The sequence below is a fragment of the Paenirhodobacter populi genome (assembly GCF_004022215.1).
Lineage (GTDB): Bacteria > Pseudomonadota > Alphaproteobacteria > Rhodobacterales > Rhodobacteraceae > Rhodobacter > Rhodobacter populi.
Map to the genome: position 1 here is coordinate 1 of NZ_SAUZ01000011.1, position 13,418 is coordinate 13,418.

Annotated in this window: 12 protein-coding genes and 1 pseudogene; 6 read left to right on the forward strand and 7 right to left on the reverse strand. The window is 67.1% G+C overall.

Annotated features, from left to right (window positions below):
* Positions 1-357: 357 nt before the first annotated feature.
* Together D2T30_RS10120 and D2T30_RS10125 are read right to left on the reverse strand one after the other, a co-directional pair.
* A pseudogene (locus D2T30_RS10120) lies at positions 358-1,386 on the reverse strand (IS5 family transposase).
* 160 nt (positions 1,387-1,546) lie between these two features.
* On the reverse strand, positions 1,547-2,467 hold the full coding sequence (locus D2T30_RS10125) for a manganese-dependent inorganic pyrophosphatase (RefSeq protein ID WP_128208780.1): 921 nt from the start codon (positions 2,465-2,467) through the stop codon (positions 1,547-1,549).
* Positions 2,468-2,647: 180 nt separating this feature from the next.
* Between D2T30_RS10125 and D2T30_RS10130 the strand changes: the two genes are divergently transcribed.
* Positions 2,648-3,400 carry a DUF3108 domain-containing protein gene (locus D2T30_RS10130; RefSeq protein ID WP_128208781.1) on the forward strand — a complete coding sequence of 251 codons (753 nt, stop codon included), beginning with the start codon at positions 2,648-2,650 and terminating at the stop codon, positions 3,398-3,400.
* 7 nt (positions 3,401-3,407) lie between these two features.
* Entirely contained in the window at positions 3,408-5,843 is a 2,436-nt protein-coding gene (gene hrpB / locus D2T30_RS10135) for an ATP-dependent helicase HrpB (RefSeq protein ID WP_128208782.1), read from the forward strand.
* A gap of 561 nt (positions 5,844-6,404) precedes the next feature.
* On the opposite strand, the gene D2T30_RS10140 is transcribed toward hrpB, so the two are convergent.
* Genes D2T30_RS10140 through D2T30_RS10155 form a run of 4 tightly spaced genes read right to left on the reverse strand, consistent with a single transcriptional unit; the run spans position 6,405 to position 9,015 of the window.
* Positions 6,405-7,241 carry an ATP-binding protein gene (locus D2T30_RS10140; RefSeq protein ID WP_128182274.1) on the reverse strand — a complete coding sequence of 279 codons (837 nt, stop codon included), beginning with the start codon at positions 7,239-7,241 and terminating at the stop codon, positions 6,405-6,407.
* Positions 7,238-8,068 carry a twin-arginine translocase subunit TatC gene (tatC, locus tag D2T30_RS10145; protein ID WP_128208783.1) on the reverse strand — a complete coding sequence of 277 codons (831 nt, stop codon included), beginning with the start codon at positions 8,066-8,068 and terminating at the stop codon, positions 7,238-7,240. The genes D2T30_RS10140 and tatC overlap by 4 nt, the downstream gene beginning before the upstream one ends.
* Positions 8,065-8,748, reverse strand: coding sequence for a Sec-independent protein translocase protein TatB (gene tatB, locus D2T30_RS10150; protein ID WP_128208784.1), 684 nt, complete (start codon positions 8,746-8,748; stop codon positions 8,065-8,067). The genes tatC and tatB overlap by 4 nt, the downstream gene beginning before the upstream one ends.
* Positions 8,749-8,775: 27 nt before the next feature.
* Positions 8,776-9,015 (reverse strand): twin-arginine translocase TatA/TatE family subunit, encoded by a 240-nt coding sequence (locus tag D2T30_RS10155; RefSeq protein WP_128182280.1) that lies wholly within the window; start codon positions 9,013-9,015, stop codon positions 8,776-8,778.
* A gap of 159 nt (positions 9,016-9,174) precedes the next feature.
* Between D2T30_RS10155 and D2T30_RS10160 the strand changes: the two genes are divergently transcribed.
* Entirely contained in the window at positions 9,175-9,819 is a 645-nt protein-coding gene (locus tag D2T30_RS10160) for a MarC family protein (protein ID WP_128208785.1), read from the forward strand.
* A 70-nt stretch (positions 9,820-9,889) separates the two neighbouring features.
* Positions 9,890-10,468 (forward strand): retropepsin-like aspartic protease family protein, encoded by a 579-nt coding sequence (locus D2T30_RS10165; RefSeq protein ID WP_128208786.1) that lies wholly within the window; start codon positions 9,890-9,892, stop codon positions 10,466-10,468.
* On the opposite strand, the gene D2T30_RS10170 is transcribed toward D2T30_RS10165, so the two are convergent.
* Positions 10,465-11,433 (reverse strand): magnesium transporter CorA family protein, encoded by a 969-nt coding sequence (locus D2T30_RS10170; RefSeq protein ID WP_128182286.1) that lies wholly within the window; start codon positions 11,431-11,433, stop codon positions 10,465-10,467. The genes D2T30_RS10165 and D2T30_RS10170 overlap by 4 nt on opposite strands.
* A gap of 255 nt (positions 11,434-11,688) precedes the next feature.
* Between D2T30_RS10170 and D2T30_RS10175 the strand changes: the two genes are divergently transcribed.
* Together D2T30_RS10175 and serS are read left to right on the forward strand one after the other, a co-directional pair.
* A complete protein-coding gene (locus D2T30_RS10175) occupies positions 11,689-12,003 on the forward strand; it encodes an ArsR/SmtB family transcription factor (RefSeq protein ID WP_449295452.1) in 315 nt (104 codons plus the stop codon).
* Positions 12,004-12,080: 77 nt separating this feature from the next.
* Positions 12,081-13,370 carry a serine--tRNA ligase gene (gene serS, locus D2T30_RS10180; protein ID WP_128208787.1) on the forward strand — a complete coding sequence of 430 codons (1,290 nt, stop codon included), beginning with the start codon at positions 12,081-12,083 and terminating at the stop codon, positions 13,368-13,370.
* Positions 13,371-13,418: the final 48 nt, after the last annotated feature.

The window sequence follows — 13,418 nt, forward strand, 5'->3', positions numbered from 1 at the left end:
CAGGGCTCAGCTGTCCCACCTCCGGCGCCGCACTGCGTCTGGCGAGGCTTATCGGGCCGCCACCCGCGCGAAAGGAAGACCTGACGTCGCTATGCCGGGCGGCACGGAAAATCACCCTCCGACAGACCCCGCCACCAAATTTTGACACAGCCTCGGCCCTTTGTCGACATTGATCGGGACGTCAAACGCTGCGGCACGTCTTCCTCAAAGCGGCTTTGTTGCGCTATTCGGGATGAGGTCGGATTTGTCTCTTTCCCTGCTATGGTCAGCGCATGCGGACGGTCTCGGGTGCGCCGAGTGATGTGAAGCGGTTCATGACTGAGCAGGTGAACGGTTGCCCATCGAGGCGCCATCGGTTCAAGCCCGATGGGCGACGGTTCGAGAGAACCTGCGAAGGATTCGGATCTGAACCTCTGCATCCTGCCTGTCGAACTCTCTGGCCATGATGCGCTCGCCGAGCAGCTTGACGCATCGCATCTTGGCTTCGACCAGGCTTCGTCGGTGGTATCCGGACCATTTCTTCCAGTTGGCCCGGCCAAAGCGCTTGCAGGCACGTAGCGCTTCATTGCGTGATCGCAGTCCCGGATCGTGTCCCTTCCAGACCTTGGCATTTCGTCGCGGCGGTAGTGAGGGTCCGCCCGCCATTGGTCCGAGGGCGGGCCCGAACGGCATCGGCGCCTCGGGCCGCGATGGCGGCGTGGCAGCCCTTGGTGTCGTAGAACCCATCGGCGGTGACACTGCCGATCCGCTCTTCAGCCGGGATCTGCGCCAGCAAGTCGGGCAGAACGGGCGCATCGCCGATGCGGTTACCGGTCATCTCCACCGCCCGCACTTCCAGTGTATCAGCATCGATCCCGATATGGATCTTGCGCCACTGCTGGCGGCGACTGGCCCCGTGCTTGTGGACTTGCCATTCGCCTTTGCCCGAGAACTTGATGCCCCCTCGCCGGTTCTCTCGAACCGGTGGCGTTCACCGGCTCGATGTCCACCAGCAGGTGCAGTGGAGCGGATGCAGGCCGATACGGGATCTGCACCTTCAGGTGCTTCTGCCTGCGACAGAGTGTTGTGTACTGAGAAGGATCAGCGATCCTTCCAGTGGAAGGATCGCCCGACGAAGGGCACCGGCCAGTCCAGACCCGACAGGGCCAGCAAGCTTTCCACGAACCCGGTCGTCTGCCGGAGCGGCAGGCCGAACAAGACCTTCATTGAGAGGCAGAACTGAATGGCAGCCGCCGAGAACCGCTCAGGATGACCCGGCTTGCCGCTCGGTGTCGCTAACCAGGACATCCCTGGATCCAGCCAGACCATCAGCGAGCCCCGGCGCTTCAGGGCTGCATTGTAACTCGACCAGTTCGTGGTCCGGAAAACAGCGACAGGCTTGCTCATGGCGCCAACCTAACCCGCTGACTCACAAACATGAATCCGTAATCCGACGGGGTAGTGAAACAAAGCCATCGTGAAACAAAAACACGCGAATTGTTTTTCAATTCCCGCCCCTGATCACACTGAAAAGGGGCGGCTGACCGCCCCTTTCAATCGCCCCGGATCAGACCTTCAGCACCGGGATGATCTGTTTCTTGCGCGACATGACGCCGGGGAGGACGACGGTATCGCCCTCGACCTTGCAGCCGAAGGAGGCCTCGGCGATCTTCTTGACCAGATCGTTGGGCACCAGAAGCGTCGCCTCTTCGTTCAGGATGTCGACGACGAAGAGCAGGACCTGATCGGCGCCGTCTTCCTTGGCTACGTCGGGCATCGTGCCCATCAGGCTCGCCTTGCGGTCGAGGATCAGCTTCGGCGCCGTGGTTTCCAGAACCGAGACGCGCAGCTCCGTCCCGTCGACGTTGTATTCCTTGGAATCCATCCGCAGCAGCGCCGCGTCGGAGAAGGCCGAAACGTCGGACTTCGCCTCGAACATCGCGGCGGCCAGCTCGGGGATGGTCACGCCGATCTCGCCCGCCAGCTTTTCCGCCACGGCGCGGTCATGCTCCGTCGTGGTGGGCGAGCGGAATTCCAGCGTGTCGGACAGGATGCACGACAGCATCGCGCCCTTGATCGCCTTCGGCAGGGCGACGACATCCTCGCCCATCAGGTCGTAGATCACCGTCGCCGTGCAGGCGAGCGGCCGGATCGTGATCTCGATCGGGCCCTTGGTTTCCAGCCCGCCGACCAGCTTGTGGTGGTCGATGATCTGCACGATGTCGGCCTTGTCGATGCCCTCGGGCAGCTCGGCCGGGTTGTTGGTGTCGACGATGACGACCTTTTCGCCCTCGGACAGCGCGGCGATGATCGCCGGGCGCTCAAAGCCCCAGTGCTTCAGCAGGAAGGCCGCTTCGGTGTTCGGTTCGCCGAGCAGCACGGGAACGGCGTCGATCCCCTTCACCTCTTTCAGATACCAGGCCCAGACGATGGGGGAAAAGGTGGCGTCGGTATCGGGCGACTTGTGGCCGAAAACCTTGATGGTCATGGAATACCTCGAATGATCGGATTCTGGCGAGGTTATAGGCCGTCGCCGCCCGCTTGTCATCCCGAAGGGGCGATGACGCTCGCGGCAATGTCAGGGAACCGGAGCGCCCGCCGGGGGCTGTGACCCTGTCACCCACCGTCCGGCGGGTGTAGAAGATCCGAACCGATCAAGGAGAGCCAGATGCCCGTCCCGCCCCTGTCGAGAGCCCGCCGCCTGCGGCGGTTCGCGCTGTCCGCGCTGCTGGCCGCGTTCTGCGCGCAGGGCGCGCGGGCCGATCAGACGGACCGGATCGTCTTCGACTTCTCGCTGCGTGGCATCACGGCGGGGCAACTGGCGATCAACGGCGAGATCAAGGGCAATACCTACAGCGCCAGCGGCGTGCTCAAGACCTCGGGCTTTCTGGGCGCGATCCGGACGCTGCGCTACGACGCGCAGGTCTCGGGCCGCTATGCGCAGGGCCGCTTCACCCCGAGCCGGATGGACGAGACGGCGCAGCGCGGCAACGAACGGGTCGAATATGTGATGCTCTACCGGAACGGCGTGCCGGCCGGGGTGACGCGCAATCCGCCGCGCCAGCCGCGCGAATCGGATGTGGATCCGGCGGCGCAGGGCGGCACGATCGATCCGCTGACCGCGCTCTATGCCGTGCTGCGCGATGTGGATCGGGGCGAGGCCTGCCGCTTCTCGGCCTATATGTTCGACGGATCGAAACGCTCGCAGGTGACGCTTTCGGAACCCGTCGCGGCGGGCAACGGCGTGCGGTGCAGCGGCGAATACCGCCGCATCGCGGGCTTTTCCGAACGCGAGATGCGCGAAAAGCCGCGCTTCCCCTTCACCCTGACCTATGCGCCCACCCCCGACGGGCAACGCCTGCGCGTCGTGTCGATCGACACCGATACGATCCTTGGCAAGGGGCGGCTGATCCGGCGATAAGGGCGGGATGACACAACCGCTTCCCATCGACGCCGCCCTGCCCGGGCTGAAATCCGCCCTCGCCCGCGAAGGCCGTGCCGTTCTGGTTGCCGCCCCCGGCGCGGGCAAGACGACGCGGGTGCCGCTCGCGCTGCTGGATCAGGTGGCGGGGCGGATCGTCATGCTGGAACCGCGCCGCCTTGCCGCCCGCGCCGCCGCCGAACGGATGGCCGAAACGCTCGGCGAAGCCGTGGGGCAAACGGTCGGCTATCGCATCCGGGGCGAGGCGAAAGTGTCGAAATCCACCCGGATCGAGGTGGTGACCGAGGGCATCCTGACCCGGATGCTGCAATCCGACCCCGAACTTGCGGGCATCGGCTGCGTGATCTTCGACGAATTCCACGAACGCAGCCTGAACGCCGATCTGGGCCTTGCCCTGACGTGGGAGGCGCGCGGGGCGCTGCGGCCCGATCTGAACGTCGTGGTGATGTCGGCGACGCTGGATGCCGAACCTGTGGCGGCGCTGCTGGGCGACGCGCCGGTGGTGATTTCCGAAGGCCGCGCCTTCCCGGTGGAAACCCGCTGGCTTGGCCGTCCGCGCGCGCCGGGGATGCGGCTGGAGCCCGCCGTCGCGGGGCTGGTCGAAGAGGCATTGGCCGAAACCGAGGGCGGCGTTCTGGTCTTCCTCCCCGGCGAGGCCGAGATCCGCCGGACCGAGGCGCTGCTCGCCCCCCGCGTCGGCCCGGATGTCCACCTGCGCCCGCTTTTCGGTGCGATGGACTTTGCCCGGCAACGCGCCGCCATCGCCCCGGTCAGCAGCGGCCGCAAGGTGGTGCTGGCCACCGCCATCGCCGAAACCTCGCTGACGATCGAGGATATTCGCGTCGTCGTCGATGCCGGGCGGGCGCGGCGGCTGCGCTTCGATCCGGCCTCGGGCATGGCGCGGCTGGTGACGGAACGGGTAAGCCGCGCCGAGGCCGAACAGCGCCGCGGCCGCGCCGGGCGCGTCGCCGCCGGGCTGTGCTACCGGCTCTGGACGAAGGGGGAGGAAGGCGCGCTGCCGGCCTTTGCCCCGCCCGAAATCACCGTGGCGGATCTGTCCGGGCTGGCGCTGGAGCTGGCGCTCTGGGGGTCGGACGGATCGGATCTGGCCTTCCTGACACCGCCGCCCGCCCCGGCACTGGCCGAGGCGCGGGCGCTGCTGACCGATCTGGGCGCACTCGAAAATGGCCGGATCACCGCGCATGGCCGGGCGCTGGCGGCAGCGCCCCTGCATCCGCGTCTGGCGCATATGCTGATCACGGCGGGCTCCGGGGCGGCGGTTCTGGCGGCGACCCTGGCCGAACGCGATCCCGTGCGCGGCGCGCCCGCCGATCTGGCGCTGCGGCTGGCGGCGGTGGCGAATCCGGGCCGGTTCGAATCCGATCACCCTTGGCCCGTGCATCGCGGCACGGTGGAGCGCATCCGCGAAGAGGCCCGCCGCCTTGCCCGCCTCGCACCCGGGAAACCGCCGCTCTCCCCCGCCGCGATGGCGGCTCTGGCCTATCCCGACCGGATCGGCCTGCGCCGCAAGGGGGACGACGCGCGCTATATCCTGTCGGGCGGCAAGGGCGCGGTGGTGAACGAGACCGATCCCTTGGGCAAATCGCGGCTGATCGTGGCGACCGACCTTGACGGCGACCCGCGCGAGGCCCGCGTGCGGCAGGGTGCCCCCTTGGCCGATGCCGAACTGCGCGCGCTTTACGCGGATCGCATCCACTGGGTCGATCTCTGCGAATGGTCGCGGCGCGAAGGCCGGGTGATCGCGCGGCGGCAGGAACGTTTCGGCGCGCTGGTGCTGGAGGACCGGCACTGGCCCGACGCCCCGCCCGAGGCGCTGGCGCGCGGGGCGCTCGACGGGCTGCGGCAGATCGGGCTGGTGCTGACGCCCGCCGCCGCGCGGTTCCGCGCGCGGGTGGATCTTTTGCGCCGCGACGGGGCCGATCTGCCCGACCTCTCGGATGCCGCCCTGCTGGCGGGCGAGGCGCTGCTGCCATGGCTGCGAGGCAAACGGAGCGAGGCCGACCTGCGCGCCCTCGACCTGACCGAGGCGATGCGCGCCCAGCTCGACTGGGAACAGATGGCGCTGCTCGACCGGCTCGCGCCCGGGCATTTCGAGACGCCTCTGGGCCGGCGGGTGCCGATCGACTATGCGGGCGAGGCCCCGGCGATCGAGGTCAAGCTGCCCGAGATGTATGGCGTCACCACCCATCCCACCGTCGGGCCGAAGCGCCATCCGCTGCGGATCTCGCTCCTGTCGCCGGGGATGAAGCCCATTCAGGTGACGATGGACCTGCCCGGCTTCTGGGACGGTTCCTACGCCGAGGTGCGCAAGGAGATGCGCGGCCGCTATCCCCGCCACCCCTGGCCCGAGAACCCGCGCGAGGCCGATCCGACGACGCGGGCGAAACCGCGCGGCACCTGATCCCGGCCGGGGAAAGGGGGCCAGCCCCCTCGCCCGTGTCCCGCGCATTCGGCGGGCCGATCTTCCACTGGAAGATCGGCTTGACCGCCTCATCCCGGGATATTTATGGAAAAACGACGGGAAAAGGGCTAGGTTTCTTCGGCGCGGGGGTGCGCTCAGTCCGGGGACAAGGCGGGATGCGGCCGAGAGTCGTCATCTAATCGCCTATCGTATTGCAAGACCTTTCTGCTTGGTGCGGGGCATCGTTTGCCGGGAGCAGTGTCATCTTCGCGGTCGGCAGGAGCCGCCGCATGGTGGGGCTTCGCGGGGGGAATCTTCCAATGTGTGAAGCGCACGCATCGATCTGGACGCAGCGGATGGCGCAACAGCCTCGGCGGAATGGTTCTGGTCACGTCCCGGCAAACGACGTTCTGCGCCGAAGAAAGACCTTGCAACAAGCTATTCGATTAGATGACAGCCTCGGCCCGCCGGATGCTGCGCGGACTGCGCCCCGGGACGCTGCAATTCCCCGTGGACCGCGCCCTTCTGAAGGGGCCGGGCAAGCCGACCCCGACTGAACCCTTAGAGCGCGATGCCGCGCCGTCCGGCCAGATCGGTGAAGAACTGCCATGCGACTCGGCCCGAGCGGTTACCGCGCGTCGCCTGCCATTCGATCGCCTCGGCGCGCAGATCCTCGGGTGAGATTTCAACGCCATAGGCCGCGCAATAGCCGGCGATCATCGACAGGAACTGGTCCTGATCGCAGGGATGGAAGCCGAGCCAGAGCCCGAACCGATCCGAGAGCGAGACCTTTTCCTCGACCGCCTCGGAGGGGTTGATCGCGGTGGAGCGTTCATTCTCGATCATGTCGCGCGGCATCAGGTGGCGCCGGTTCGAGGTGGCGTAGAACAGCACATTGGCCGGGCGCCCCTCGATCCCGCCGTCCAGCACCGCCTTCAGGCTCTTGTAATGCTGGTCGTCATGGCTGAAGGACAGATCGTCGCAATAGAGCACGAAACGGTCCGGCGCGCCGCGCAGATGGTTGAGCAGCCGCCCGACGGACGGCAGATCCTCGCGCGCCAGTTCCACGAGCTTCAGGGGAACGCCCTGACGCAGCACCTCGGCATGGACGGCCTTGACGAGGGAGGATTTCCCCATCCCCCGCGCGCCCCACAACAGCGCGTTGTTCGCCGCCGCCCCGCGCGCGAATTGCAGCGTATTGGCGAGCAGCGTTTCCTTGGCCCGGTCGATGCCCTGCAACAGCGCGATATCCACCCGCGCGACATGCGGCACCGGCACCAGACGGTCCGGCCCGGTCTGCCACAGGAAGGCATCGGCCGCCGTCAGATCCGGCGCGGGCACAGGCGGAGGGGCGAGACGCTCCAGCGCCTCGGCGATACGGACAAGCGGTTCGGTCATGCGTCCTCTTCTTCGACCCAGGTGCCCTCGGCGCGCATCCGCGCCTCACGGGTCTTTTCGATGCGGCGGATCAGCCAGATCGACACCTCATAGAGCGGGTAGATCGCGACGAAGAGGATGATCTGGCTCATCATGTCCGGGGGGGTCACCAGCGCGGCCACGATCAGGATCAGCACGACCGCGTATTTGCGCACCGAGGCGAGCCCCTTGGACGACACCAGCCCCGCCTTGCCCATCAGCGTCAGCAGCACCGGCAGCTGGAAGCAGATGCCGAAGGCCATGACGAATTTCGTCGTCAGCGCCAGATATTCCTCGACCGAGCCCTGAAAGCCGATGGCCGCCAGTTCGTTGCCGCCATCGACCACGCTGCCCTGCTGAAAGCCGAGGAAGAAGCTGAAGGCGATCGGCAGGACGACGTAATAGGCAAAGGCCGCCCCGGCGATGAACATCACCGGCGAGGCGATCAGGAACGGCAGAAAGGCGCTTTTCTCGGATTTGTAGAGCCCCGGCGCGACGAAACGCCAGAGCTGGTAGGAGATCACCGGGAAGGCCAGCGCGAAGCCACCGATGAAGGAAATCCGGATGGCGACGAAGAAGCCTTCCTGCAGCTTGATCAGCACGAGGTTGCAGGCCTGACCGCGCATTTCGAGCGCGTGGCAGATCGGCCGGGTCAGGAAGTTGAAGATCGGATTCCAGACCGTATAGGCGAGGATCATCGCCACCACGAAAGCCGCCAGCGAATAGAGGACGCGGTTGCGCAGCTCCGCCAGATGCTCGATCAGCGGTGCGGCGGAATCGTCGATCTGATCGTCGGGCACGTCCGTCATGCCTCGTCCTTTTTCGCAGGGGATTTCTTGCGCGGTTTCGGAGCCGGTTTTTCGGCCGTGTCGGCGGCGACCTTCGGGCGGGCCGTGCGCGGTTTCCTGTCGGGTTTCGGCGCGTCGGCCGGCGCCTGCACGGCGGCGGGTGCGGGCGCGGCGGGGGCCGGTGCCGGAATGGCGGGGGCGGCGACGGAAGCGGGCGCCGATGCCGGAGTGGCGGCGGCAGCGACGGCGGGCGCCGCGGAAATGGCGGAAGGTGCAGCGGGAACGGCGGGCGCCGGAGCGGTGGCGGTTTCCGCCTCGGCAATCACCTCCGGCTCGAACGCATCCTCGGCCGCGTCCAGATCCTGCGCGACATTCGGATCGGCCTGCAACGCGGCCTTGGGCTCCGCCCGGTTCGAGGGGAATTTCGGATCCCATTTCTCGAACTTCTCGGTCGCGCGTTCCAGCGCGTCGAGCCCGAGCGACTTCTTCGAGGCGACGTTCTTCAGATCGCCGGCCACACCGTCAAGCCCGGTGTCCTTCGCCGCATCCTCCATCGCCCGGCTGAATTCGCGCGCCATCTGCCGCGCCTTGGCGGTGATCCGGCCAAGGGTGCGAAACATTACGGGCAGGTCCTTGGGACCCACCACGATCAGCGCAACCACGCCGATCAGAAGCAGCTCGCTCCAACCGATATCAAGCATCGCGTGTCTGGCCCCGGCGCGACAGCGTCAGGCCTTGTCCTTGTCGCTCGGCGCGGTCGGTGCGGCTGCGGGCGGCGGCGTCACGTCGCGGGCCTCGGTCACCTTGGCATCCTCGAGTTCCTTCGTGCCGTCGTTCACGCCCTTCTTGAAGGCGGTGATCCCCTTGCCCACTTCCCCCATCAGCGACGAAACCTTGCCCTTGCCGAACAGCACGAGCACCACCACCGCGATCAGAAGAAGGCCCGGAAGGCCGATATTTTGCAGCATTTCAGTCTCCCCACGGCGCGAAATCATCCGCGCCAGTTGAATGTCCGTCCACATTTACGATCTGCCGCCCTCCAATCAAAGGGCGATTCGGCATTCTCACGCAAGTTTTTCCCGTGATCGCGCTGGATCAGCGTCGGGCGCGCGGCTATCGTCGCGGCCATGAGCCATTCCGAAGCCCTCACCGCCTTTGTCACGCTGTTCGTCGTGGTCGACCCGATCGGCCTTGCGCCGCTGTTCATCGCGCTGACCCATGGGATGAGCCACCGCGCCCGGCTGCGGGTCGGGCTGCGGGCGCTGGCGGTGGCGGCGGGGCTGCTGACGGTTTTCGCGCTGTTCGGCGACAAGCTCCTGTCGGCGATCGGGATTTCGATGCCGGCGTTCCGCATCTCGGGCGGGCTGCTGCTGTTCCTCACCGCGCTCGACATGCTGTTCGAGCGCCGCACCCAGCGGCGCGAGGGGCAATCCGCCGCCCATGCCGAGGATGCCGCGGACGACCCTTCGGTCTTTCCGCTGGCCATGCCGCTGATCGCCGGGCCGGGCGCGATGGCGACGATGATCCTGCTGGCCGGCGGGCCGCGACAGGACAGCCTGCATTTCGTCGCCGTGCTGGCGGTGCTGGCGGTCGTCCTGCTGTGCGTGCTGGCGATGTTCCTGATCGCCACGCCGCTGGAACGCGCGCTCGGCCGCACCGGGACGATGGTGGTGACGCGCCTTCTGGGCATGCTGCTGGCGGCGCTGTCGGTGCAGTTCATCCTCGACGGGCTGCGCGGCGCGGGCATCATCGCCGGAATCACCGGACGGTGAGCTTGCGGCCGGGTGACATTCCCGCCCGGGCTTCCTACATCTTCTGACAACACCTCTGACCGGACGGACCATGCTCGATTCCCTCGGCCCCCAGCTTATCTTCTACCTGCTGCTGCTGATGGCGTTCGGCGGCTATTTCTTCGTGTCGCTACGCAACAATTTCAGCAAGACCCTGCAACAGGTGTCCGTCTGGGCGCTGCTGTTCCTTGGCCTGATCGGCGTCTACGGGCTGAAGGACGACATCCGCCAGAACCTGTTTCCCGCACAAAACGTGCTGTCCGACGGCCGGATCGAGGTGCCGCGCAGCCCCGACGGGCATTACTACCTGACCGCCTCGGTCAACGGGGTGCCGGTGCGCTTCGTCGTGGATACCGGCGCCTCGCAGATCGTGCTGTCGCAACGTGACGCCGAACGCGCGGGGATTGAAACCGCATCGCTCGCCTATGTCGGTCAGGCGAATACCGCGAACGGCACGGTCGCCATCGCGCCGGTGCGGCTGAGCACCGTCGATCTGGGCCCGATCCACGACCGCGACCTGCGCGCCGTGGTGAATCGCGGCGAGATGGACCTGTCGCTGATGGGGATGACCTATCTGACCCGCTTTGCCCGCGTCGAATTCGACCGCGACCGGATGATCCTCGAACGCTAGAGCCAGTTCTTCCATTTGAAGAACGCCCATGTCCCCACCGCCGATCCGACCATCAGCGCTATCGCCATCGGATAGCCCCAGGGCTGGTTCAGCTCCGGCATGTTGTTGAAGTTCATCCCGTACATCGAGGCGATCAGCGTCGGCGGCATGAACAGCGCCGCGACGACCGAAACGATCCGCACCGTCTGGTTCTGCGCCAGATTGATCATGCCGAGCGTCGCATCCACTGTCAGCGACACCCGCGAGCTGAGGAAATCGCCATGTTCCGACAGCGAGCCGATGTCGCGGATCTGGCTTTTCACCACGCCGTGCAGCTCCTTGGTGCCGGTCCCGGCCACCAGCGTCTGATCGTAGAAGGACAGCGTGCGTTCCAGCGTCAGCAGCGCCAGCCGGATCCGGCCCAGAAGCTCGCCCTGACGGCCGACCTCGCCCAGGGCGTGCTGCAACTCGTCCTGCGTCACGTTGCCAAGGACGCGGGCCGACACGGCATCCAGCGCTCGGCCGATCCCTTCCAGCAGGTCGGCCTGCCGCGCCACGATTTCGTCGATCAGGCCAAGGAAGATCCGGTCCGGCGTCGAACAGCCCGCCGTGGCGCGGTCCGCCCGGTCTGGAAAGGTCTCGAAGCTGCGCGGGGTGTGGTGGCGCACCGTGATCAGCCGCTTCGGTCCGAGGATGAAGGTCACGGGGCCGGAAACATGCCGCCCCTCGGGCGTCTGACCGGGCACCACCACCGTCATGTAGTCGATGCCGTCATCGCGGTAGAGCCGGTTCGAGATCTCGATCTCCTCCATGTCGGCGAGCGTCGGCACCTCGACCCCAAGCGCCTCGACCGCGGCGATCTGGCTGTCGAGCGGCCGGTAGAGATCCACCCACAAAGCGTCGCTGATCTGCGGGCCGGGCGCCATCGGCGTATCCTGATCGACGCGCATCAGCCCGCGTTTTCCGGCGACATAGGCGTGCAGCATGACAGGTTCCCCGGTGGTCTTCTGGCGGTAGCTCTCTGGTCATCGGTATCGGGAAATGCCGGGAAATCAAGCCTTGCCGTGATGCGCCCGCAAGGGCGCGGCGCCACTCGCCTCTTGCGGGAAGCCGTGCTAGAGGCTGCCGCTCACCCCACCGCCGGGGCGGATCCCCTGCCCTCCGCCCGGCGAAAGACGATGGAAAAGCACAACAGTATGTCGGCCGAAACACCGCACATCCACGGAATCGCGGGAACGCCCGTGATCGAATCCCCCCTCGACGTCGCGCATATGGCGCGGAATGCGCCGCAGATCGTCGCGCTGCTCAAGGCCCTGTCGCATGAAGGCCGGCTGGCCATCCTGTGCCATCTGGCCGAGGCGGAACGGTCGGTGACCGAACTGGAACGGCTTCTGGGTCTGCGTCAGGCCGCGGTGAGCCAGCAGCTCGCGCGGCTGCGCGCGGACGGGCTGGTGCGGGCGCGACGCGACGGCAAGGCGATCCACTATTCGCTGGCCGAAGGCCCGGCGCGCAGGCTCATCGCCGAACTTTACCGGACCTGCTGCGCCGTGACCTGAGCCCCAGCACGGGATTCGGCTTTTCTGAGGCCCGCAACCGCGCTAAACGCGGAGCGGCGACCAGAAGAGGTGATCCCATGCACGATATCCGCACGATCCGCGAAAATCCCGCCCAGTTCGATGCCGCGCTTGCGCGCCGGAGACTGGCACCGCTGTCGTCGGAGATCCTGTCGCTGGACGAAGCGCGCCGCGCCGCCATCCATGCCGCGGAAACCGCGCAGGCTGATCAGAACGCCGCCTCGAAACAGGTCGGCGCCGCCAAGGCCCGCGGCGACGAGGCCGAATTCGAACGCCTGCGCGCGCTGGTGGCCGAGAAGAAGGCCGAGGTCGGCGCCATGCAGGCCGAGGCCGCGCGCCTCGATGCCGAATTGCGCGACAGGCTGCTCTGGGTGCCGAACAGCCCGCTCGACGATGTGCCCGATGGCGCGGATGAGGCGGAGAATGTCGAAATCCACCGCTGGGGCACGCCGCGCGCGCTGAATTTCAAGCCGCTCGAACATTACCAGCTTCCGGCCGTGCAGGGCGGGATGGATTTCGCCACCGCCGCGAAACTTTCGGGATCGCGCTTCGTCGTGCTGAAGGGCGGCGTCGCGCGCGTTCACCGGGCGCTGGCGCAGTTCATGCTGGACCTGCATGTGACCGACCACGGCCTGACCGAGGCGATCACCCCCGTCCTCGTGCTGCCCGAGGCGATGTTCGGCACCGGGCAGTTGCCGAAATTCGCCGAGGACAGCTATGCCACCACCAACGGCTGGTGGATGATCCCGACGGCCGAGGTGACGCTGACCAATTTCGTCGCGGGCGAGGTCTGGGACGAAAGCGCCCTGCCCGCCCGGCTGACCGCCCACACCAACTGCTTCCGTTCCGAGGCCGGATCGGCGGGCAAGGACACCGCGGGCATGCTGCGCCAGCACCAGTTCGAGAAGGTCGAGATGGTGACGATCTGCCGCCCCGAGGATGCCATCGCCGAACATGACCGCATGGTGAAATGCGCCGAGGACGTGCTGGAAAAGCTCGGCCTGCCCTATCGCCGCATCGTGCTGTGCACCGGAGACATGGGCTTCGGCGCGCAGAAGACCTATGATCTGGAGGTCTGGCTGCCCGGTCAGGACACGTTCCGCGAGATTTCCTCGGTCTCGACCTGCGGGCAGTTCCAGGCACGCCGGATGAACGGGCGCTACAAGCCCGCCGCGGGCGGCAAGCCGGAATTCGTCGCGACGCTGAACGGCTCCGGCCTCGCCGTCGGGCGCTGCCTGATCGCGGTGCTGGAAAACGGACAGGAGGCCGACGGCTCGGTCACCCTGCCCGAGGCGCTGCACCCCTATCTGGGCGGCAAGACCCGGCTGGTGGACGGCGCGCTCGTCTGAGCGGCCCGCGACCTCGACCGTCGCAGGGGGCGCTGCCCCCTCGCGGCC

What these genes read in the sequence shown, in the direction of transcription:
- D2T30_RS10125 (WP_128208780.1), bottom strand. Translation starts at nt 2,467, where the DNA reads ATGACCATCAAGGTTTTCGGCCACAAGTCGCCCGATACCGACGCCACC.
- hrpB (WP_128208782.1), top strand. Translation starts at nt 3,408, where the DNA reads ATGACACAACCGCTTCCCATCGACGCCGCCCTGCCCGGGCTGAAATCC.
- D2T30_RS10155 (WP_128182280.1), bottom strand. Translation starts at nt 9,015, where the DNA reads ATGCTGCAAAATATCGGCCTTCCGGGCCTTCTTCTGATCGCGGTGGTG.
- D2T30_RS10130 (WP_128208781.1), top strand. Translation starts at nt 2,648, where the DNA reads ATGCCCGTCCCGCCCCTGTCGAGAGCCCGCCGCCTGCGGCGGTTCGCG.
- tatC (WP_128208783.1), bottom strand. Translation starts at nt 8,068, where the DNA reads ATGACGGACGTGCCCGACGATCAGATCGACGATTCCGCCGCACCGCTG.
- D2T30_RS10140 (WP_128182274.1), bottom strand. Translation starts at nt 7,241, where the DNA reads ATGACCGAACCGCTTGTCCGTATCGCCGAGGCGCTGGAGCGTCTCGCC.
- serS (WP_128208787.1), top strand. Translation starts at nt 12,081, where the DNA reads ATGCACGATATCCGCACGATCCGCGAAAATCCCGCCCAGTTCGATGCC.
- tatB (WP_128208784.1), bottom strand. Translation starts at nt 8,748, where the DNA reads ATGCTTGATATCGGTTGGAGCGAGCTGCTTCTGATCGGCGTGGTTGCG.
- D2T30_RS10170 (WP_128182286.1), bottom strand. Translation starts at nt 11,433, where the DNA reads ATGCTGCACGCCTATGTCGCCGGAAAACGCGGGCTGATGCGCGTCGAT.
- D2T30_RS10160 (WP_128208785.1), top strand. Translation starts at nt 9,175, where the DNA reads ATGAGCCATTCCGAAGCCCTCACCGCCTTTGTCACGCTGTTCGTCGTG.
- D2T30_RS10165 (WP_128208786.1), top strand. Translation starts at nt 9,890, where the DNA reads ATGCTCGATTCCCTCGGCCCCCAGCTTATCTTCTACCTGCTGCTGCTG.